The 21258-nt window shown below is 65.7% G+C and carries 21 protein-coding genes; 10 read left to right on the top strand and 11 right to left on the bottom strand.

The window, feature by feature from the left end; translation table 11 throughout:
• Positions 1-38: 38 nt before the first annotated feature.
• Positions 39-806, bottom strand: a complete 768-nt coding sequence (locus AC1VNY_RS16835; protein ID WP_482405999.1) for an ABC transporter substrate-binding protein — start codon at positions 804-806, stop codon at positions 39-41.
• Between the two features lie 182 nt (positions 807-988).
• Here AC1VNY_RS16835 and AC1VNY_RS16840 point away from each other — a divergent pair, with 182 nt between their 5' ends.
• The gene (locus tag AC1VNY_RS16840; protein ID WP_482406000.1) at positions 989-1636 is read left to right on the top strand and encodes a cupin domain-containing protein; all 648 of its coding nucleotides are present in this window, start codon (positions 989-991) and stop codon (positions 1634-1636) included.
• 175 nt (positions 1637-1811) lie between these two features.
• Here AC1VNY_RS16840 and AC1VNY_RS16845 read toward each other — a convergent pair whose 3' ends face one another.
• Genes AC1VNY_RS16845 through AC1VNY_RS16855 form a run of 3 tightly spaced genes read right to left on the bottom strand, consistent with a single transcriptional unit; the run spans position 1812 to position 5623 of the window.
• The gene (locus tag AC1VNY_RS16845) at positions 1812-4079 is read right to left on the bottom strand and encodes a xanthine dehydrogenase family protein molybdopterin-binding subunit (RefSeq protein WP_482406001.1); all 2268 of its coding nucleotides are present in this window, start codon (positions 4077-4079) and stop codon (positions 1812-1814) included.
• Positions 4080-4082: 3 nt separating this feature from the next.
• A complete protein-coding gene (locus tag AC1VNY_RS16850; RefSeq protein WP_482406002.1) occupies positions 4083-5129 on the bottom strand; it encodes an FAD binding domain-containing protein in 1047 nt (348 codons plus the stop codon).
• Positions 5126-5623 carry a (2Fe-2S)-binding protein gene (locus tag AC1VNY_RS16855; RefSeq protein WP_482406003.1) on the bottom strand — a complete coding sequence of 166 codons (498 nt, stop codon included), beginning with the start codon at positions 5621-5623 and terminating at the stop codon, positions 5126-5128. The genes AC1VNY_RS16850 and AC1VNY_RS16855 overlap by 4 nt, the downstream gene beginning before the upstream one ends.
• A gap of 153 nt (positions 5624-5776) precedes the next feature.
• Between AC1VNY_RS16855 and AC1VNY_RS16860 the strand changes: the two genes are divergently transcribed.
• Positions 5777-6427: a TetR/AcrR family transcriptional regulator gene (locus tag AC1VNY_RS16860; RefSeq protein WP_482406004.1), complete on the top strand. Its 651-nt coding sequence runs from the start codon at positions 5777-5779 to the stop codon at positions 6425-6427.
• Between the two features lie 263 nt (positions 6428-6690).
• Here AC1VNY_RS16860 and AC1VNY_RS16865 read toward each other — a convergent pair whose 3' ends face one another.
• Positions 6691-7134 (bottom strand): hypothetical protein, encoded by a 444-nt coding sequence (locus AC1VNY_RS16865; protein WP_482406005.1) that lies wholly within the window; start codon positions 7132-7134, stop codon positions 6691-6693.
• 390 nt (positions 7135-7524) lie between these two features.
• Entirely contained in the window at positions 7525-7857 is a 333-nt protein-coding gene (locus AC1VNY_RS16870) for a hypothetical protein (protein WP_482406006.1), read from the bottom strand.
• 160 nt (positions 7858-8017) lie between these two features.
• Between AC1VNY_RS16870 and AC1VNY_RS16875 the strand changes: the two genes are divergently transcribed.
• The gene (locus AC1VNY_RS16875) at positions 8018-8221 is read left to right on the top strand and encodes a hypothetical protein (RefSeq protein ID WP_038382835.1); all 204 of its coding nucleotides are present in this window, start codon (positions 8018-8020) and stop codon (positions 8219-8221) included.
• A gap of 390 nt (positions 8222-8611) precedes the next feature.
• Positions 8612-11743, top strand: a complete 3132-nt coding sequence (locus tag AC1VNY_RS16880; RefSeq protein ID WP_482406007.1) for a multidrug efflux RND transporter permease subunit — start codon at positions 8612-8614, stop codon at positions 11741-11743.
• 23 nt (positions 11744-11766) lie between these two features.
• On the opposite strand, the gene AC1VNY_RS16885 is transcribed toward AC1VNY_RS16880, so the two are convergent.
• Both AC1VNY_RS16885 and aptA read right to left on the bottom strand, forming a co-directional pair.
• Positions 11767-13032 carry a D-amino acid dehydrogenase gene (locus AC1VNY_RS16885; protein WP_482406008.1) on the bottom strand — a complete coding sequence of 422 codons (1266 nt, stop codon included), beginning with the start codon at positions 13030-13032 and terminating at the stop codon, positions 11767-11769.
• A gap of 106 nt (positions 13033-13138) precedes the next feature.
• Complete coding sequence (gene aptA, locus AC1VNY_RS16890) at positions 13139-14467, bottom strand: omega-aminotransferase AptA (protein WP_038377699.1); 1329 nt, start codon at positions 14465-14467, stop codon at positions 13139-13141.
• Positions 14468-14627: 160 nt separating this feature from the next.
• Between aptA and AC1VNY_RS16895 the strand changes: the two genes are divergently transcribed.
• Both AC1VNY_RS16895 and AC1VNY_RS16900 read left to right on the top strand, forming a co-directional pair.
• Positions 14628-15176 carry a cupin domain-containing protein gene (locus AC1VNY_RS16895; RefSeq protein WP_018273259.1) on the top strand — a complete coding sequence of 183 codons (549 nt, stop codon included), beginning with the start codon at positions 14628-14630 and terminating at the stop codon, positions 15174-15176.
• 67 nt (positions 15177-15243) lie between these two features.
• Positions 15244-16776, top strand: a complete 1533-nt coding sequence (locus AC1VNY_RS16900) for a lysozyme inhibitor LprI family protein (RefSeq protein WP_482406009.1) — start codon at positions 15244-15246, stop codon at positions 16774-16776.
• A 300-nt stretch (positions 16777-17076) separates the two neighbouring features.
• Here AC1VNY_RS16900 and AC1VNY_RS16905 read toward each other — a convergent pair whose 3' ends face one another.
• A complete protein-coding gene (locus AC1VNY_RS16905) occupies positions 17077-17829 on the bottom strand; it encodes a Crp/Fnr family transcriptional regulator (protein ID WP_482406026.1) in 753 nt (250 codons plus the stop codon).
• 139 nt (positions 17830-17968) lie between these two features.
• Between AC1VNY_RS16905 and AC1VNY_RS16910 the strand changes: the two genes are divergently transcribed.
• The gene (locus tag AC1VNY_RS16910; protein WP_051447905.1) at positions 17969-18400 is read left to right on the top strand and encodes a hypothetical protein; all 432 of its coding nucleotides are present in this window, start codon (positions 17969-17971) and stop codon (positions 18398-18400) included.
• 120 nt (positions 18401-18520) lie between these two features.
• Complete coding sequence (locus AC1VNY_RS16915) at positions 18521-18925, top strand: DUF4864 domain-containing protein (RefSeq protein ID WP_482406010.1); 405 nt, start codon at positions 18521-18523, stop codon at positions 18923-18925.
• Between the two features lie 7 nt (positions 18926-18932).
• Here the strand turns inward: AC1VNY_RS16915 and AC1VNY_RS16920 are convergent, their stop codons facing one another.
• Both AC1VNY_RS16920 and AC1VNY_RS16925 read right to left on the bottom strand, forming a co-directional pair.
• Complete coding sequence (locus AC1VNY_RS16920; RefSeq protein WP_439711115.1) at positions 18933-20090, bottom strand: MFS transporter; 1158 nt, start codon at positions 20088-20090, stop codon at positions 18933-18935.
• A gap of 187 nt (positions 20091-20277) precedes the next feature.
• Complete coding sequence (locus tag AC1VNY_RS16925; RefSeq protein WP_482406011.1) at positions 20278-20604, bottom strand: hypothetical protein; 327 nt, start codon at positions 20602-20604, stop codon at positions 20278-20280.
• Here AC1VNY_RS16925 and AC1VNY_RS16930 point away from each other — a divergent pair.
• Positions 20594-20854 carry a hypothetical protein gene (locus AC1VNY_RS16930; RefSeq protein WP_482406012.1) on the top strand — a complete coding sequence of 87 codons (261 nt, stop codon included), beginning with the start codon at positions 20594-20596 and terminating at the stop codon, positions 20852-20854. The two genes, AC1VNY_RS16925 and AC1VNY_RS16930, sit on opposite strands and share 11 nt — an antisense overlap.
• 126 nt (positions 20855-20980) lie before the next feature.
• On the top strand, positions 20981-21190 hold the full coding sequence (locus AC1VNY_RS16935; RefSeq protein ID WP_482406013.1) for a hypothetical protein: 210 nt from the start codon (positions 20981-20983) through the stop codon (positions 21188-21190).
• Positions 21191-21258: the final 68 nt, after the last annotated feature.

The following is a 21258-nucleotide window of genomic DNA, read 5'->3' on the forward strand; positions in this document are numbered from 1 at the left end:
GACGCGCTACGCGCTCCTCAGGATGACGGATCGCGCTGTCACGACGCGCTGGCCTTCTGGCCCCACTTTTCCAGGATCTTTGCGATCGTGCCGTTGGCCTTCAGCTTCCCGAGCGAGGCGTTGATCTTCGCGAGCAGCTCGGTGTCGCTCTTGCGGACGCCGATCGCGACCGTGCCGACGGTGACCGGCTTGTAGCCGTCGACCAGCCGCACGTCGGCGAAATTGCCCTGCTGCAGATTGTAGGCGAGGATCGGATAGTCGGCGAAGCCGGCCTTGAGGCGGCCGGCATTCACGTCGCGCAGGATGTCGGGAATGGTGTCGTAGACCTTGACCTCGCTGAACAGCCCGGTCTTCTTCAGCGCGTCGACAAAGGCGGTGCCAACCTGGGCGCCGACCACCGTGCCCTTCAGATCCTCCTGCGAGGCATAGGCCTTGGTGTCGGCCTTCGGCACCACGAGGCCCTCGCCATAGGTGTAGACCGGCTCGGAGAAGTCGATCACCTCCTTGCGCGCGGCGGTGGCGAACATCGCGGCGGCAATGATGTCGATCTTGTTCGCGGTCAGCGAAGGGATCAGCGCCGAGAACTGCATCGGCTCGATCTGCACGGTAAAGCCGGCGTCCTTGCCGATCTCGGTGGCGAGATCGACCATGATGCCCTGGATCGAATTGGTCTTGGTGTCGAGGAAGGTGAAGGGAATGCCGGTCGGGGTCGAGCCGACCTTGAGCACCTGCTGCGCCCCTGACGGCGCGCTCAAGGCAAGGGCAAGCGCCGCGACCGCGGCCTGGACGAGACGCTGAAACGACATCGCAACACCTCCCGAAGCTGGCCCTGGCGCCGCATCGCCCGCGCGTTTCGCGCTTTTGGTTGCGGGCGGCGCCGTTCCGGCCTATTTTCACCAATATGAAATTGTGGTCACGAAACCGCGGTCAATGCAAGCGATTTTCATGCACATGAAGGAAGCGGACTGACGTGAGCGGCGGCAAGAGAATGCGTAAAGGCGCGGCAGCGAAGCCCGCAACGGCACGCCGCGCCGCCAGAAAGCCGGCCAGCAAGCCGGCCGAGCCCGCGATGGATCTCGCGGTCGGGCGCCGCATCCGCGACCTGCGCCGCAGCAAGGAGATGTCGCTGGAGGCGGTTGCCGCGCGCACCGATCTGTCGATCGGCTTCATCAGCCAGATCGAGCGCGGCCTGTCGTCGCCCTCGCTGCGCGTGCTGGCGACATTGGCCGACGTGCTCGGCGTCGGCATCGCCGCGCTGTTCGGCGCGACGCCCAAGGATGACGGCGCCGGCGGCGTCGTGACCCGCGAGGTGCAGCGCGCCGAGCTGAAGCTGTGGCGCACCGGAATTTCAAAGCAACTGCTGAGTCCCGCCGGCAGCGAGAGCCGGCTCAATCTGTTCCTGGTGCATCTCGAGCCCGGCGGCAACACCGGCGACGAGTTCTATACCCATGACGGCGAGGAAGCCGGCCTCGTGCTCCAGGGCGAGATGACGCTGACGGTGGACACCGAGACCTGGACGCTGAAACAGGGCGACAGCTTCCGCTTCGCCAGCCGCCGCCCGCACCGGTTTTCCAACCCGGCGCGCGATGCGAAGGCCGTGGTGCTGTGGGTGAACTGCGTGACGGCCGCGGGGTGACGGCCCCACTCTCTCCACTCGTCGTCCCGGCGAAAGCCGGGACCCATAACCACCAATCTTGACTGTCGAAGGGGAAGCGGCCCCAGCGTCCTGCCATAACTCACATTCGTGGTTATGGGTCCCGGCTTTCGCCGGGACGACACCTGTTATTACGGAGCCCTCACGTCAAGACGCATCACCTCAACCCCATCACCACTTCCTCGATCTTGATCGGGAAATTCCGCACGCGGATGCCGGTGGCGTGGAAGACGGCGTTGGCGACGGCTCCTGCGCTGCCGGTAATGCCGATCTCGCCGACGCCCTTGATACCGAGCGGGTTCACATGGGGATCGTGCTCGTCGACCGTGATGACATCCATCGGCGGCACGTCGGCATTCACGGGCACATGATACTCGGCAAGGTTCGCATTCAGGATGCGGCCGGACCGCTTGTCCATCACCGCCTCCTCGTGCAGCGCGAAGGAAAGGCCCCAGATCATGCCGCCGCGGAGCTGGCTCTGCACCATCAACGGATTGATGATGCGCCCTGCGGCGAACGCGCCGACCAGCCGCGTGGCGCGGATCTGGCCGAGTTCCGGATCGACCTTCACCTCGGCAAAGACAGCGCCATGCGCGTGCATCGCATATTGCGATTGCGCCGCCGGATCGGCCGCACCCGTGCCGGAGGCCTCGACCTCGGCAACGCCGGCACGCGCCAGGATCTCGGCGTAGCTTTCGCTGCGCGCGTCATCGTCGCGGCGATGGAGCCGCCCAGCCCGCGCCACCACGCCGGCATTGCCGGCGCCGAACAGCGGCGAGTGCTGGTCGGAGGTCGCAAGCTCGGCGAGCTTTGCGATCACCGCCGCACCGGCATTGTGGATCGCGGCACCGACCGTTGCAGTGTGCGCGGAGCCGCCGGCGATGCCGGCATCCGGCAGGTCCGACGTACCCGACAGGAACGAGATCTGCTCGAGATCGAGCGCGAGCGCGTCGGCCGAGATTTGCGTGAGCGCGGTCCAGGCGCCCTGCCCCATGTCATGCGCGCCGCTCTCCATCACGCCGCGTCCGTCGGCGCGGATCACGGCGCGGGCATTGCCCTGGAACATCAGCGCCGGGAAGGTCGCGGTGCCCATGCCCCAGCCGACCAGAAAGCCGTTCTCGTCGCGCATCTGCCTTGGCTGCAGCGGACGCCCCGCCCAGCCGAAACGTTCGGCCGCCCTGGCGTAGCACTGCCGCAGCGCCTTGGAGGAAAACGGCTTGCCGGTGGTCGGCTCGACCTCGGCGTAGTTCTTCAGCCGGAATTCCAAGGGATCGATGCCGCACGCGAACGCCGCCTCGTCGATCGCGCTTTCCAGCGCGATCGATCCGGTGGCCTCGCCCGGCGCGCGCATGAACAGCGGCGTGCCGGTGTCGACGCGCACCGCCTCATGCGCGGTGCGGATTGCCGGGCTCGCATAGAGCGTGTGCGAGGCGTCGGCCGCAGGCTCGTAGAAATCGTCGAAGCTCGATGTCGTGACGCGCGCTTCGTGATCGAGCGCGGTCAGCAGGCCGGCATCGTCGGTGCCGATCCGGATGCGCTGGCGGGTCTGCGGACGATGGCCGACCGGGCCATACATCTGGCTCCGCCGCAGCACCAGCTTGACCGGACGCCCGACCAGCTTTGCCGCCATGACGCCGAGCACCTGCGGCCCGGAGACCAGGCCCTTAGAGCCGAAGCCGCCGCCCAGGAACGGGCTGTTGATGTGGATATTGCCGGGCGGAACGCCGAACAGGCCGCCGATCCGCATCTGCGCCATCGCCATGCCCTGGCTCGGCGTGTCGAGGAACAAACGGTCGCCGTCCCACACCGCGACGATCGCGTGCGGCTCCATCGCGTTGTGATACTGCGCCGGCGTCTCGTAAGTTGCGTCGATCCGCTTCGATGCCGCGGCAAGGCCCGCGTCGATATCGCCGTGGCGGACCTCGGCGGGATTGCCGATGCCGACCACCGGCGGCGCATAGGCTTCGCCGGCGTCGAGACCGACACGCGCGATCTCGACCTGATAGCGCGGCGACAGCAGCGCGGCGCCTTCGGTGGCAGCCTCCAGCGTCTCGGCAATCACGACCGCGATCGCCTGGTTGGCGTAGCGCACCTCGTCGCTCTGCAAGAGCTCCATGCGGAAGGCGAACGGATTGCCCTTGGCGTCGGGGTCTTCAGCCAGCTCCGGCTTGTGCGCCGGCGTCATCACGTCGATGACGCCGGGGTGGCGCCTGGCGGCGGCGACGTCGAGCGCGGTGACGCGGCCGCGCGCGATGCAGCTGGTCGCGATCACGGCATAGACCATGCCGGGCGGATGATTGTCGGCGGCATAGCGCGCCTTTCCGGTCACCTTCAGCGTTCCGTCGGTGCGGGTCAGCGGCTGGCCGATATTCGAGCCGTGCCTGAGGTGGGCGGGGTCGCGGGTCAGATTGAGTTCAGCCGTCATGCATTACGCTCCTGCAACGGATGAGAAGGGAGAGCCCGGCAGCGCGGGAATGCGATCCGGCGTGCCTGCGGCAGCAAGGGTGAGCGCGCGCACGACGATGCGCTGCGCGAGCTCGATCTTGAAGGCGTTGTCGCCGGACGGTTTTGCGCCTGCGAGCGCCGCGCGCGCCGCCTCGCGATAGGTCGCCGCATCCAGCGTGCGGCCGGCGAGCAGCTGCTCGGCTTCGCGCGCCCGCCACGGCTTTGCCGCGACGCCGCCGAGCGCGAGCCGCGCCTCGCGGATTTTTCCATCCTCGATGCGCAAGCCGGCCGCAGCCGAGACCACGGCGAACGCATAGGAGGTGCGCTCGCGCACCTTGATGTAGCGGGCATGCCCGGAGAAGCCTTGCGCTTCCGCCGACAGCCGCAGCGCGACGATCAGGTCGCCGCGCTCCAGCGCCGTCTCGCGCTCCGGCGTCTCGCCCGGCAGACGGTGCAGCGCCTCGAGCGGCAGCTCGCGCCGGCCGGTCTTGCCCTCGATCTCGACGACGGCGTCGAACGCGACCAGCGGCACGCAGAAATCCGACGGATGGGTCGCGATGCAGCCCTCGCTCCAGCCAAGCACCGCGTGCAGGCGGTTCTCGCCCTTCAGCGCGTCGCAGCCGGCGCCCGGCCAGCGCCGGTTGCAGGCGCTGCCGGCGTCGTAGAAATAGGCACAGCGCGTTCGCTGCATCAGATTGCCGCCGACGGTCGCGGCATTGCGCAGCTGGGCGGAGGCGCCCGACAGCAACGCCTCGGCGACCGCCGGATAGTTGCGCGCGAACCCGGTGTCATGCGCGAGATCGGCATTGCGCACCAGCGCGCCGATCCGCAAGCCGCCGTCGGCCAGATGCTCGATGCGCTCGAGCCCCGGCAGACGCGTGACGTCGACGAGAAGGCTCGGCCGACTGACGCCGCTCTTCATCAGATCGAGCAGATTGGTGCCGGAGGCGAGATAGCTCGCGCCCTTTTCGGATGCCGCCGCGATCGCGTCCGCGACGCTGGCCGGCCTGACATAATCGAAGTTCATCATGCGGAGCGCCTCTGCCTGGTCGCGTTGATGTCGCCCTGCGCCTCGAGCACGGCCTCGGTGATTCCCTGATAGGCCCCGCAGCGGCACAGATTGCCGCTCATGCATTCGCGCACGCGCTCCGGATCGTCGCCGGCCTGGCCTTCCTGGATCAGGCCGATGCCGCTCATGATCTGGCCCGGCGTGCAGAAGCCGCACTGGAAGCCGTCATGGGCGATGAAGGCGGCCTGCACCGGATGCAGCTGGTCGCCGCGCGCGACGCCTTCGATGGTTGTGATCTCGGCGCCGTCGTGGCTGACGGCAAGCGCGAGGCAGGAATTGATGCGGCGGCCATCGACCAGGACGGTGCACGCGCCGCACTGGCCGCGGTCGCATCCCTTCTTGGTGCCGGTGAGATCGAGGCGCTCGCGCAACAGGTCGAGCAGGGTCACGCGGGGGTCGTCGAGGACAATTTCCCGGCGGACACCGTTGATGGTGAGACTGAGTGGGAGATTCATGCAGGGCTCCGATCCGTGTATGGTCGGGTTGAATCGAGGCAACGGAAGCCCGTGGCCGCCGATGCAGTATCGGCGCGCCTTGTCAGGCCCGGTGCTGGTCGCCATATACGGAGGCATCCTCCGTTTACAAGGGAGGGTGAAAAGAAAAAGCCAATGAAAAAACTAATGGCCGGTCGATCGCCAGAAATTGCACGCAAGCCCCGCGCCGACGCCGTGCGCAATCGCGAGCGCGTGCTGGAAGCGGCCAAGGCCGTGTTCTCGGCCGGCGGCAGCGAGGCGAGCCTCGAAGCGGTGGCGCGCCATGCCGGCGTCGGCATCGGCACGCTGTATCGCCACTTTCCGACCCGCGAGGCGCTGTATGAGGCGGTCTATCGCCGCGAGGTCGAGCAACTCGGCGATCTGGCCGAGCAACTGGAGAATGCGCCCGAGCCGGTCGAGGCGCTGCGGCGCTGGCTGCGCGCCAATGTGGAATTCGTCGCCACCAAGAAGGGCATGGTCGCGGCACTGGCGCTGGTCGCGCACGGCTCGACCGAATTGCATGCCTATTCGTTCGACCGCCTGACCAAGGCGATCGGCACCCTGCTCGCGCGCGCGGTCGCCGCCGGCGCGATCCGCGGCGACATCAGCGCCGAGGACGTGCTGCGGGCGCTGATCGGCATGTGCTACATGCACGACCAGCCCGGCTGGCAGACCACTGCGCTCAGGCTGTTGGACGTGTTCGTGGACGGCTTGCGGGTGCAGCCGGTCGGCACAACGGCAAAGCTCGCGAAGAAGGCCAACCCAAAGCCGTCGCGCCGACCGTAACCATCGTAGCCCGCGGTGAGCGAAGCGGCGGCCGCCGCTCAAGGACGTCCGGTCCGTGGCAGCAGCCAACGCATGATGATTGCATGCGGTGTTCGCCGGCTGCTGTGCGGCAAGTCATGCCGCTGCAGCGCCGACGCTGCGAAGGCCGATGCCTGCTCGCTGGATTGCCGTTTTTCGCGTGCCAGCAACATCCATTCGCGGATCACGGCGCGTCGCACCTTGGACATGGCGGTTTCCCTTAGCAATAAGCCGCGATCAGCGCGTCACGCCGCCAGCTGCAGCGGATGGGCTTGCGACCGCCGCGCCGACAGCGCGCAGCCGCATTGATGCACGATGCCCTGCTCGACGACGAAGCCGCGCCGCTCCAGCGACGCCCGCAGGCTTTGGTTGGCCGGGGCCTTCTGTGCATCGACCCACACCACCAGCACCGCGCGGGCGCTGAGGACATTCGTCAACCAGTCCAGCGCCGGCTCGAGTGCGAGAAGCGTGCGCCGCCGCCAATCGACCAGCGCAACGTCGTACTGACCGGCCGGGCGGCCGCAATTGCCCGACGCCGCCGCGCGCGCATAGCCGCGCCGCTGCAGCTCGAACATCAATTCCATGCTCCTCGTGCCGGCCACGACGATGCGCTGTTGCGTCGTGCAGCCGGCAAGCGCGATCATCGGCTCGATGATCCGGTCGCCGATAGCAATCTGAAGCGAAGACATGACATCACCTATTCCCGTTCGCTCACGCGCGTCCGGCCGAGCCTCGGCGGCCTGGCGTCCGCGGGAGCGCTTGCATTGGGCTCAATATCTTCAGGGCGGGATATGAATTCGAGAGCGCCGCAGGCTCTGCGGCATATGAGCCGCATAAGCCCGCGGCCGGATGCGATGGCGGCGGCCGATGACGAGGCGTGAGCCGAACAAGAAGGCCGCGCCAGTGTGCTAAAGTGCACAGACGATCAGATCGGCATTCGGCTAGATCGCCGCATTGCCAAGCCTGGTACATACATATCTGTTCATATTTGCAATTCAGCCCGGCCATTGTGCCGGGCTTTTTCATTGGCCCATCGCGCCCGTAACGAAAAACCCCGCGCTGAGGCGGGGCTTTTGCGATCATCGCGGATTGGTCCGCGTTCCGCTGTTGTTGCCGGGCAGGTTCGACGTCCCGGTCCCTGTCGCGGAATTGTTGTTGGGGTCGGTCGAGTAATTCGGCGTCGAGGTGCCCGGGTTGTTCATGTTGCCGGTCGTGCTGCCGGGTGGATTGCTCATTCCCGAGCCCTGGCCCATGCCGGTGGTGCCTCCGGTACCGGTTCCCGTACCCGAACTGCCCGTCCCCGCGCTCGCACCGCCCGCCGATCCGCCACCGGCGCCGCCCCCCTGCGCGAAGGCGAACGAAGTCGACAGCATTATCGCCGCAGCGAGACCGATCGTTGCCAGTTTCTTCATGCGAAATCCTTTCCTGGTTCGGACCGGAGCAACGTGTTGCGCAAGGCGGGCGTTCCTAAGCCATCGCCGCAGGATGGAGCGGCGTTCTGCGCGGCGCGAGGAACTTGAACTGGCCGGCCTTGTTAGGCCGGAGAACGAACGTTCGGGAGGTGCTCCCCGCATGAAGACACTTCAAATGCAGCACGAGATCACGGCCGAACTGGAAAGACGGTCCGGTGTCACAGGCCTGAAGCTGATCCGGCTCAAGGGCTATACGCCGAGCTGGGATCTCGGCGGCACACGCGAGACCGCGCTGGATGAGGCAAAGGAAAGAGAGCTTCGCGCCACCGTGACGGCGATGCAGGACGAGTTCGACATCGCCTAAGACCGTTGCACGAGCAAGTCGCAGCAAACAGCCCGAAGCCGTGCGTGAACGGTCATGACGCTCCTGGTGGCGTCGAGCCAACCGGGCGCGCAATAATATGTCGTCCCACGATATATTCCACGCCAGGGACATGTTTGACGCGTCCCAAACGGCGATAACGATGCGCGAATCCCGGCCATTGAACGAACGTCGAATGCGCGATCCGACGTTTCCATTCGCGCGCCGTGCTCCGGAATGATTATGCTGGCAAAAAACAGGTAGACGCGGAGGCAAACTCCGCGATCTGCCGATCGGCCATGGCGAGGAAAACGCGCGTTCGCGCTCGAGCTTTCGAGGACGACTCCCGACATTCGGGAAAAGATGCGCCTGCCGTTCATTTGGATCGCAGAAATGAACGAGAGCATCTCATCTCGGTTTATCCGCTACCCGATCGGCACCTCGCTGCTGATGGCCGGCATTCTGTTCGTCGGAATGGTCGCCTATCCCCTGCTGCCGGTCGCGCCGCTGCCGCAAGTCGACTTTCCGACCATCCAGATCTCCGCAAGTCTCCCCGGCGCCAGCCCCGAAACCATGGCCTCCTCGGTTGCGCAGCCGCTGGAGCGGCAATTCGCGCAGATTCCGGGCATTGCGCAAATGACCTCGACGAGTTCGCTCGGGTCGACCGCGGTCACCATTCAGTTTGACCTGAACCGCAGCATCGATGGCGCCGCCAACGACATCCAGGCGGCGATCAATGCCGCAGGCGGCCAGTTGCCCAAGAACCTGCCGACGCCGCCGACCTATCGCAAGGTCAACCCGGCGGACTCGCCGATCCTGCTGCTGTCGGCGACCTCGGACACCCTGCCGCTCATCACCGTGAGCGATGCGGTCGACGCCCAGCTCGGGCAACAGATCAGTCAGATTTCGGGCGTCGCCCAGGTGTTCATCGGCGGGCAGCAGAAGCCTTCGATTCGCGTGCAGATCGATCCCGCCAAGCTGGTCGCCAAGGGGCTCTCGCTGGAAGATATCCGCAGCCAGATCGCGATCACGACGGTCGACAGTCCGAAGGGCAACATCGACGGCACGAGCCGTGCCTACACGATCTACGCCAACGATCAGCTGCCGGATACCAAGGACTGGAATGACGTGATCATCGCCTACCGCAACGGCGGCCCGTTGCGGATTCGCGACATCGGCCAGGCCGTCGCCGGGCCGGAGGACATGAAGCGGGTCGCCTGGGCGGACGGCAAACGCGGCGTGTTCCTCGTCATCTTCAAGCAACCCGGCGCCAACGTCATCGGAACGGTCGACAGGATCAAGGAGCAGCTTCCGAGGCTCGTTGCCGCGATTCCGCCCGCCATCAAGATCAAGATCATCAGCGACCGGACATTGACCATCCGCGCCGCCGTCGAGGACGTGCAGATCACGCTGCTCATCACCATCGTTCTGGTCGTCATGGTGATCTTCCTGTTCCTGCGCAGCTTCTGGGCGACGGTGATCCCCGCCGTGACCGTGCCGCTCGCGCTGCTCGGCGCCTGCGCGCTGATGTGGGTGTTCGGCTACACGCTCGACAACCTTTCGCTGATGGCACTGACGATCGCCGTCGGCTTCGTGGTCGACGACGCCATCGTGATGCTGGAAAACATCACGCGGTACGTCGAGCAGGGCGCGCGGCCGCTCGCGGCAGCACTGCAGGGCGCCGGTGAGATCGGGTTTACGATCCTATCCATCAGCATCTCGCTGGTCGCGGTGCTGATCCCGCTGCTGCTGATGGGTGGCGTGATCGGCCGGCTGTTCCGCGAATTTGCGGTGACCCTTGCGATGGCGATCTTCGTCTCCCTGGTGGTGTCGCTGACGCTGACGCCGATGATGGCATCGCGCTTCCTGCGCGCGCATGGCGAGACGAAGCACGGCCGGCTCTACCAATGGAGCGAGGCGGCATACGACAGGATGCTGCATGGCTATCAACGGGGCCTCGACCTGGCGCTGAGCTGGAGCCGGACCACGCTCTGCATCTTCTTCGCGACGGTCGCACTGTCGGTCTATCTGTTCGTGATCATTCCGAAGGGATTCTTCCCGCAACAGGACAACGGCTTCCTGAACGCCGTGTCGGAGATGGCCCAGGATATTTCTTTCGCCGACATGGAGCGGCATCAGGAAGAACTCAGCAGGATCGTTCGGGCCGATCCCGCGGTGGAGAGCATGGCCGAGTTCATCGGCGGTGGCGGCACCGCGCTGAATTCGGGTCGCATGTACATCACGCTGAAGCCGCGCGAGGAGCGCGACGCGAATGCGCAGCAGATCATCGCACGGCTGCGGCCGAAGCTCGAGGCGGTCGAGGGAGCACGTCTCTACATGCAGGCGTCCCAGGACGTCCGGCTGGGCGGCCGCGCCACGCGGACCCAGTTCGAATACACGCTGCAGGATGCAAAGCTCGACGAGCTGAACGAATGGGCGCCGAAGATTCTGGCCAGGATGAAGACGCTGCCGGAACTGCGCGACGTCGCCACCGACCAGCAGACCGAGGGAACGACGCTGACGCTGACCATCGATCGCGACACCGCGTCGCGCTTCGGCATCCAGCCGCAACTGATCGACGACACGCTGTACGACGCGTTCGGCCAGCGCCAGGTGACCCAATACTTCACCCAGCTCAACAGCTATCACGTCATTCTGGAGATCCTCCCCGAATTGCAGGGCAAGCTCGACACGCTCAACAAGATCTACATCAAGTCGCCGACCACGGGGGACGAGGTGCCGCTCTCCGTGTTCTGCAAGTGGACCACGATTCCGGTGCGCCCGCTCGCGATCGCGCACCAGGGGCAGTTTCCTGCGACCACGATCAGCTTCAACCTCGCGCAAGGGGTGGCGCTCGGCCAGGCCACCGATGCGATCCAGAACGCCGTCGCCGATCTCGGTGCTCCAGCCACGCTCAGCTCGAGTTTCCAAGGCACCGCGCAGGCCTTCCAGCAATCACTGAGCTCGGTGCCGCTGCTGATCCTGGCCGCCTTGGTCGTGGTCTACCTGATCCTCGGCGTGCTCTATGAAAGCTACATCCATCCGCTCACGATCCTGTCCACACTGCCATCGGCCGGGGTCGGCGCGCTGGCGATCCTGATGGCGTTCGGGTTCGATTTCAGCCTGATCGCGCTGATCGGCATCATCCTCCTGATCGGGATCGTGAAAAAGAACGGCATCATGATGGTCGACTTCGCGATCGCCGCCGAACGCGAGGAGCATCTGTCGCCGCGTGAATCGATCCGGAAAGCGGCCCTGCTGCGCTTCCGCCCGATCATGATGACGACGATGGCGGCGCTGCTCGGCGGCGTCCCGCTAATGCTGGGCACCGGAACGGGATCGGAAATCCGCCAGCCGCTCGGCTATGCGATGGTCGGCGGCCTGATCGTGAGCCAGGCGCTCACGCTGTTCACCACGCCGGTCGTGTATCTCTATCTCGACCGGTTCTCGAATGCGCTGTCGAACTGGACGGCAACGAAGCGAGACGACGATGTCGAACCGCCCGTGAAGAACGCCGCCGAATAGTGGCTCGCGTGCGGCGATGAGGCCTAACCGAACCTGACATCGTAGCGCTTGATCGACAGCTCCTTGGTGTCGATCTCGGGCTGCTTGCCCGAAAGCATGTCCGCCAGCACCCGGCCGGAGCCGCAGGCCATCGTCCAGCCCAGCGTGCCGTGGCCGGTGTTGAGGTGGAGATTGGCAAAGCGCGTCGCGCCGATCACCGGCGGGCCGTCCGGCGTCATCGGGCGCAGCCCGCACCAGAAGGTGGCCCTGGGCAGGTCGCCGCCGCGCGGAAACAGGTCGGTCACCGAATGGTCCAGCGTCGCGCGCCGCGCGGCGTAGAGCTTGGTCGAATAGCCCGAGATCTCGGCGGTGCCGCCGACGCGGATGCGATTGCCGAGCCGCGTGATCGCGACCTTGTAGCTCTCGTCCATCACGGTCGATTCCGGCGCGCCGGACGCGTCCTTGATCGGCACGGTGATCGAATAGCCCTTGACCGGATAGACCGGCAGCGAGATGCCGAGCGGCCGCAGCAGGATCGGCGAATAGCTGCCGAGCGCCAGCACATAGGCATCCGCCGTCATCATCCCCGCGCTGGTCGCGACGCCGGTGATCCGCGTCGTGTCCGCATTCAACCCGTCGATGCCGACATTGAAGTTGAAGCGCACGCCGAGCTTCTCGGCTTCCAGCGCCAGGGCCTGCGTGAACATGTGGCAGTCGCCGGTCTCGTCATGCGGCAGCCGCAGGCCGCCGGCGAACTTTTCCTTCACGCCGGCCAGCGCGGGCTCGGCGGCGATGCAGCCCTCGCGGCCGAGCACCTCGAACGGCACGCCGTACTGCTTCAGCACCGCGATATCGTCGCCGGTGTGATCGAGCTGGGCCTGCTCGCGAAACAGCTGCAGCGTGCCGCGCGCACGCTCGTCATAGCGGATGCCGATCTCGCTGCGCAGCGCCTGCAGGCAGTCGCGGCTGTATTCCGCGATCGGGATCATCCGGCTCTTGTTCACCGCGTAGCGCGCCGTGGTGCAGTTGCGCAGCATCTTCAAGAGCCAAAGCCACATCACGGGATCGAGCTTGGGGCGGATCACCAGCGGGCCGTGCTTCATCAACAGCCACTTCACCGCCTTGACCGGCACGCCGGGGCCGGCCCAGGGCGATGAGTATCCGGGCGACACTTCGCCGGCATTGGCAAAGGAGGTTTCCAGCGCGGGCCTCGGCTGACGGTCGATCACTGTCACCTCGTGGCCGGCGCGCGCAAGGTAATAGGCGGAGGTGACGCCGATCACGCCACTGCCGAGAACAAGGACCTTCACTTTTCCTCACATCCTGCAGCGAAAACGCAATCGCCGCTGCGAAACCACTCTGCTTCGCAACGGCGACAGGAATTTGTAGAGCCAGCTAAGATATAGCTAGCAATTATCAGGCCACGCGCTTGATGGAGTCGCCGAGGATCGAGACGATGTCGTCGATATGCGACTTCTCGACGATCAGGGGCGGCGACAATGCCAGCGAGTCGCCGCTCATGCGGAAGTAGAGGCCGCGGTTGAAGCAATCGACCATGATGTCGTAGCCGCGCGCGCCGACGGCACCATCGCGCGGCGCGACTTCGACCGCACCCATCAGGCCCTGGTTGCGGATGTCGACCACGTTCGGCAGGCCCTTCAGCGAATGCAGGGCATCGCGCCAGTAGTCGGCGAGCGAGGCGCCGCGGGTCAGCAGAGCTTCGTCCTTGTAGATGTCGAGCGTGGCAAGACCCGCCGCGCAGGCCACCGGATGCGCCGAATAGGTGTAGCCGTGGAACAGCTCCATGGCGTTGTCCGGGCCAACCATCAGCCCGTCGTGGATCTGGCGGCTGGTGAACACCGCGCCGCACGGCACGGTGCCGTTGGTGATGCCCTTCGCGGTCGTCATCATGTCGGGCGTCACGCCGTAGAAGTTGGCGGCGAACGGGGTGCCGAGGCGGCCGAAGCCGGTGATGACCTCGTCGAAGATCAGGAGGATGCCGTGCTTGGTGCACAGCTCGCGCAGCCGCTGCAGATAGCCCTTCGGCGCCGGCAGCACCGCGGTCGAACCCGGCACCGGCTCGACGATCACCGCCGCGATGGTGTCGGCGCCATGCAGCGCCACCATCCGCTCGACATCGTCGGCGAGCTCGGCGCCGTGCTCCGGCTGATCCTTGGCGAAGGCGTTGCGGGCGAGATCATGGGTATGACGGATGTGGTCGACGCCGGGCAGATGAGTGGCGAACTGGCGTCGGTTGGCGACCATGCCGCCGACCGACATGCCGCCGAAGCCGACGCCGTGATAGCCGCGCTCGCGGCCGATCAAACGGGTGCGGCTCGGCTGGCCGGCGGCGCGGTGATAGGCCAGCGCGATCTTCAGCGCGGTATCGACCGATTCAGAGCCCGAATTGGTGAAGAAGACGCGATCCAGCCCCTTCGGGGCGATCTCGGCGAGCCGCTCGGCGAAATCGAACGCCAGCGGGTGGCCCATGTTGAACGAAGGCGCGAAGTCCAGCGTCGACAGCTGCCGCTCGACCGCGGCCGCGATCTGCGGGCGGCCGTGGCCGGCGTTGACGCACCACAGACCGGCGGAGCCGTCGATCACCTGCCGGCCGTCGACCGAGGTGTAGTACATGCCCTTGGCGGAGGAGAACAGCCGCGGCGCCTTCTTGAACTGCCGGTTGGCCGTGAATGGCATCCAGAACGAGTCGGTCTTGATGGTGTTCGGAATCTGATGAACGGTCACGGCGGCGCTCCATTGCTGACTGATGCTAGTCGGACCACTCTTCCAGGCACTCAACAAGTCCTTTTCTGCCGCACGGCAAGCCATTGATCTTGTTGAGGCGCTCTGCCAATATTTGTTCGATCCGCAACACCTGCAACAGGGATTTGCCAAAGGAACTGTCATGAGCGTCGACATCGGCGGGCGGCTTCGATTCATCCGCGCGCGGCACAAGCTGTCGCAGCGCGAGCTCGCCAAGCGCTCCGGCGTGACCAATTCGACGATTTCGCTGATCGAATCCAACCAGATGAACCCGTCGGTCGGCGCCCTCAAGCGCATCCTCGACGGGATTCCGATGGGGCTTGCCGAATTCTTCGCGATCGAGCCGGAGCGGCCGCGCAAGGCGTTCTATCGCGCCGACGAGCTGACCGAGATCGGCAAGAAGCCGATCTCCTACCTGCAAATCGGCGACAGTCTGTTCGGCCGGGCGTTGCAGATCCTCAAAGAGCGCTACGAGCCCGGCAGCGACACCGGCCGGGTGCCGCTGGTGCATGAGGGCGAGGAAGGCGGCATCGTGGTCTCGGGCCGGCTCGAGGTCACGGTCGACGACGAGCGGCGGGTGCTCAACGCCGGCGACGCCTATTACTTCGAAAGCCGCCGCCCGCACCGCTTCCGCTGCATCGGCGCCAAGCCGTGCGAGGTGATTTCGGCCTGCACGCCGCCGACATTTTGAACCCGGCGCACGCGGCGGGCGACCCAAGCCGCAGGGGCCGCATGGCGCGGCCGCGCGGGTGACGTCGATGCCTTGCTCTCCACGGCTTGCGGCCGCCGTCGCGGCCATCGCGGTCCTTGCGTGCGGCCCGTCCGTTGCGATGGACGACGATCTGCGGGCATCGAGCGGCGCGCCGACCGCGATCAGGCTGTGCGGCGATAGCGGCGACAGCACGATCAGGACCGCGGACTGCAGGAAGGCCGGCACCGACAGGCTGGTGACGCAGATCGACCGGGCGTTCGACGCGGCGCTCGGCAAGATGCCGGCGAACATCAAGCCGCTCTTGAAGCGCGACCAGGCCTGGTTCAACGAGATGATCATCGACGCCGCCGAGGTGCTGGCCGAAAGCGACGCGGACGAATTGAAGGAGAGTTTTGCGCAAGCCCTGCGGCGCCGCGCCGCCGCGCTTGAGGGAATGGCATCCGGCCGTTCCGGCTTCGCCGGCAACTGGGTCAATGCCTTCGGCAGCCTCACGCTGACGCCGGCCGACGGCGGCGCCTATCGCCTCGCCGCCGATCTGCGCGGCGACTATGGCGGCGACCGGCGGCGAAGCTGCAAGCTCACCGCCGACCTGAAGCCTTCGGGTAGTGGCTGGCTCGCCGGCACCGTGGCGGTCAATACGGATACGGCGGCCGACAAGCCGAAAGCCGACGCAGCGGCCGCTCCCGCCAAGCCGCCGTCACTAAAACTCCGCCGCCAGGGCGAGACCTTGCGGATCGTCGGCACCATCGACGACGAGGAAGGGGACGGCCTCGCCGACTGCTCGTCGATGTGGCAGGTCACCGGCAGCTATTTTGCCGCCGGCAAGGATACGGCATCCGACAGTGCGGACACCGCCTTCGTCGTCCCGACCTTCGACTGCACCAGGCCGGAGACGGCGACGGACGAGGAAATCTGCGCCGACCCTGATCTGGCCGACAACGACCGGCGGCTGAACCGCGCCTGGAAGGCGTTGCAGCCGCACCTCGACGAGGCGACGCGGCGCGCGCTGATCGACGACCAGCGCAGCTGGGTGAAGAGCCAGGCGCAGCAATATCCTGAATTCCTGCACCCGGCCTGGAACAAGCAGAGCTCCCAGGTTCACTTCACCGTCGATGCCCGCGGCCACGTCGACGGACTACAGCGCGAACGCCTGGCGCTGCTCGAGGGCTTTGACGACAAGCGCGACGGGCTTGCCGGCATCTGGCTCGCCCATAACGCCATCATCAAGATCACCACCGAGAGCAACGGTACCGTGAAAGCGACGGGATGGAAGTGGGACCAGGGCGACTGGAAGGCCGGCTGCGACTACGAGATGACGGGCAAGATCGTCGGCGGCACGTTCCGCTCCGACGAGCAGCGCAAGAATCCCGACACGCTCGAGCGCGACCACGCCATGCTGATCGTCAACCGGCAGGACGATTTGTTCGCGAAGAAGCGCTACTCGAACAAGGACCGCACCGAGAACAAGGACGCCGACGAAGCGAAATGCAAGCGCCGGCTCGACAATTCCTCGACCGCGCGGCTGTTTCCCGCCCGGCCCTCGCCGGACGTCGACAATTTCAAAGGCTCGATCAGATAGAGCGTCTTCAGCGAAGAGGATACCGGTTCGCGTGACGAAAACGCGTCAAGGCAACAATCCAGAGACCCGTTCCGATTCAATCGGAACGGAAAGGCTCTGATCACACGACAGTATCACAGATCGCGCGTCTGCCGGTCGCCCCACGCAATAACGGCGGCAATGGTGGCGAACATTGCTGTGACCGCGATCATGACGAGGATGGTGTCGAGAGGCATGGGTCGTCTCCTGCATATGATGCAGAGACCTAGCGCGCCTGCGCGCGTATCGCCTTGTGCTGGATCAAAAGCCGACGCCGGAGCGTCAGCTCGCGCCGCTCAGCTTGAGCCGTTCGAGGTCGAGCAGCCGCACGCCATCGGGCACGATCAACACCACCTTCTCGCGCGCAAGGCGGGTCAGCGTACGGCTCACCGTCTCGATGGTGAGACCGAGATAGTCGGCAATGTCCTGCCGGCTCATCGGCAGCGGCACGGTGACGGACACGCTTCCGATCCGGGCGTATCGCGCCTGCATGTTGAGCAAGAATGCAGCGATCTTTTCCTCGGCACTGCGCCGTCCGAGCAGCAACATCTGGTCCTGCGCCAGGCTCAACTCGTGCCCCGCGAACTCATGCAGGCGGCGCAGCAGATGCGGCTTGCCGTCGACATAGGCGAGGAACGCCGATCGCACGAAACGGCAAACCGCGACCTCGTTGACCGCCTCCGCGGTGACGCCGTAGCGGTCTTGCAGCGCAAGTCCGAGGAAGTCGCCCGGCAGCGCGAAACCCACGATCTGACGGCGGCCGTCGGGCAATGATTTGTAGAGCCGCACGACGCCGTCGGTGACATTGAACACGCTCCCCGCCAGCGCACTCTGCTCGAACAGCGTCGTTCGTGCCGGAACCAGCTTTGCCTGGCTGATCCGGTCGAGCTCCTCGAGTTCGGACGGCTCCAGCGCAGCGCAGACGCTGAACAGCCTGACCTTGCAGTCCTCGCAGCCATTCGTGGCGTGGCCGTGCCTGCAGTCGGAACGCGTCGCGCCGGCACACGAATCCTGCAGTGGCTCGGCAATGCTCATGGCTTCGAGGGTCCGCATGGTTAGGTGCTTCACACTATCAACCCCGATTTGATCTGGATCAACCGCCAACGGCATTGATGCAGATCAATGCTGCGCCGCGCTTTCCCCAGCAGTTTCGCCATCATCGGGGAATCCGGCGATGAACGAGCAATTCCAGGCACTTCCGATCGACCATCAGCATGCGATCGTGGCCTATCCGCTGGTGTTCATGCATGACGCCAGTATTACCACGGATCAGTGGCTGCGGTTCGTGCGCCGGCGCTGCCGCGGCAGCTCGCCCGATACCGGGCTGATCGCGATCCGCGATCGCCGCGGCGTAATCCATGCCCTGTTCAGTTACCGCATCGACAACGACCTGCGCGTCCGCAAGCGGCTCAGCATCGGCGACCTGATCGTCGCGCATCTGCCCGGCTCGCGGATCGACGACGCGGTGTCGAACGTCATCGCCGAGGTTTCGGCGCAATACGGTTGCCAGATCGTCACCATCGAGCAGCCGTTCGCAACGCGTCATGCGCGGCACGCCGGATGCCCGACTGCCGAGGCGCTGCGGCACCGCCGGCGCGTCAACTGACATCGCGCCGCTCGATCGTTCGGAGCCAGCCGCCGAAGGCGCCCTGCTCCGTTGCCGCCGTGATCGTGCCGGAGTAGCCTTGCGGCGGCTGGAAGGTCCGACTGCCGACGGTGCCACCGCATGCGCATCATCCTGATGTTCGTCGCTATTCTGCTCGGCTCGCTCGCTCCCGCAGCGGCCGATGACGTCGGCGCCGCGCAGGCCGTGATCCGCGCGCAGGAGCAGGCGTTCGGCCGCGACGACGCCGCGGCGGCCTATTCGCATGCCGCGCCCGCGATCCGGCAGATCTTTCCGCAAGCCGACATCTTCATGTCGATGGTGCAGAACCAATACGCGCCGGTCTATCGGCACAGAAGCTTCGAGTTCGGCAAGGCGCGCAGCGACGGCGACCGGATCGCGCAGCGCGTCCATATCGTCGACGCCAATGGCGAGGCATGGGAGGCGCTCTACACGCTGGAGCGGCAGGCCGACGGCAGCCTGAAGATCACCGGCTGCTCATTGCTCAAGGCCGGCCAGTCGGTGTGATCGCGAATTACGCCAGCGCCAGCCGCTGCCGCGCCCGCATCATGAGCAGCAGGATGATGCTGACATTGAGCAGGTTCCAGGCAAGGCCGTTGGCGAAGGCGGCGGCATAGGAGCCGGTGGCATCGAAGATCACACCCGAGATCCAGCCGCCAAACGACATGCCGAACACCGAGGCGAAGATCACGATGCCGATCCGCGTCGCGGCCTCCGACGCCGGCATCGCCTCGCGCACGATGATCGCGTAGCTCGGCACGATGCCGCCCTGGAACAGGCCGAACATCGCCGAGATGATGTAGAGCGAGGTCAGGCTGTCGAAGAACAGATAGAACAACAGCGCTGCGCCTTGCGCGACCGCGCCGATCAGGAGCGTGCGGATGCCGCCGATGCGGTCAGCGAGGAAGCCTGAACCGATCCGGCTGATGATGCCGAAGCCCAGCATCAGCGACAGCATCTCGGCGCCGCGCGCCACGCCGTAGCCGAGATCGCCGCAATAGGCGACGATATGGACCTGCGGCATCGACATCGCCACGCAGCAGGAAATCGACGCGAGCGACAGGATCGCGGTCAGCGCGTTGGTGGAAAGCTTGAGGTCGACCCGCGGTGGTGCCGCGTTGACATGGCTGCGCCTGGTCGCCGCGCCCATCAACACCCGCAGCACCATGAGTGCCAGCAGCATCGCGATCGCGGTGAAGATGCCGATTGCAATATGGGTGGTGCGCCAGCCGACACTCTGCATGCCGAAATTGACCAGCGGCGGCCACACCGTACCGCCGACGTAATTGCCGCTCGCGGCGATCGCGACCGCGAGACCGCGGTAGCGCTCGAACCAGTGCGACGCCTCCGCCATCAACGGACCGAAGGTCGCCGCCGACGACAGGCCGATGGCAAAATGCAGCAGGATGAAGGCCCAGATCGACGGCGCGTAGCCGGCGCCGACATAGCCGAGGCCGAGGATGCCGATCCCGGCGCCGATCGCCGCGACGATGCCGTAGCGGTCGCTGATCTTGCCGGTCACGACCTGGCCGAGGCCGAAGCCGAGCATCACCATGGTAAAGGCGAGCGAGGCCGTTCCGCGGGTCGCGCCGAAGTCGGTCTGCACCACGGGCAGCGCCACCACGACCGACCACATGCCGACGCTGCCGAGCGAGCCGATCACCACGGCCACGACAAGGCGCAGCCATGCCCGGCGCGAGTCGGGAATGAACGTAGCGACTTCAGGGGAAAATTCAGAAGAAATTACCACGGCAGGCGGAACTTCGTCGGCATTTGCCTCCGGGTCAAGCCACATTGCCGAGAGATTAGGCATGCGCGAACAAAGGGACGCGCGTCCTGCGACGGGAAAGTGAGCCGAATCAATTGCCGAAATCGGGATCCTGCGACTGGAACGGGCCGCACTTCGCGTGCTTGGCGAACCGCTGGTCGAAATCGACGGTGCCGCCGGTGACCGGAATGCGGGTCGGCGGCAGGCTCCGGAGGTACTGATCGACGGTCACGGTCTTCTGGTCGGTGCTCAGGGTGACACGCACCGGCTCGAGCGGCTTGCCCTTGTTCACGTCGGTCAGATCGAGCGCGTAATAGCCGATGACGGATTGTCCGCCCCGCATATGGCGATCGACCGAGAGCGGCAGATAGACCTCCATCCGGACGCCCTCTCCGTCGCAGGTGATCATGCGGATCATCACCGCCTCGGAACCCGGCGGCTTCGCGGCGGCGGCGGTCGCAACGCAAGCCGAAATCGCCGCGACAAGTCCCCGCTTCACGAGCCCGTGCCTTCTCTTCAATGCGATGGTGCAGCGCATCGGGTTTGGCAATCCAGCATCCCTGACCATGACGTGCAATCTGCACTTCGTCGAGCGCAGGCTCCGGCAAGTTCAATCCACCGCCTCAGCAGGTCGGGAATATCGTGCGTCAAATCGCGATCCATGCTGACGAGGAAAAATGATACACTGCGAGCCGGTTCACACTCGCGACGCGCAACCCGGACTATCATTGCGCAGGGATGGCACGCGACTCGCAAGGTAAAGGATCGAAGCGCTTAACTGTCGGAGGGTCATCATGCGTTCGTCGTCAGCAGAGTGGTTACCCGTTGCATCAGCGCCGTCGGACCACGAGCTCGAAGTCTGTGTCCTCGATTATGATGGCATGGTCCACGCGCTCATGTTCCCGTGCCACCGCGATGGCGCCGAATGGGTCGACCATGCCGGCAGCAAGCACCTCGACATCCAGCCGACGCATTGGCGCAGATGGACGCAATCGGCCAACTAGCGCCGCTTTGATCGGCCGAGGCGGCCGGCGCCGATCTCGCGCCGGTCCGCACCTTGGGCTAGAATGGT

This window comes from Bradyrhizobium ferriligni (genome assembly GCF_056837965.1).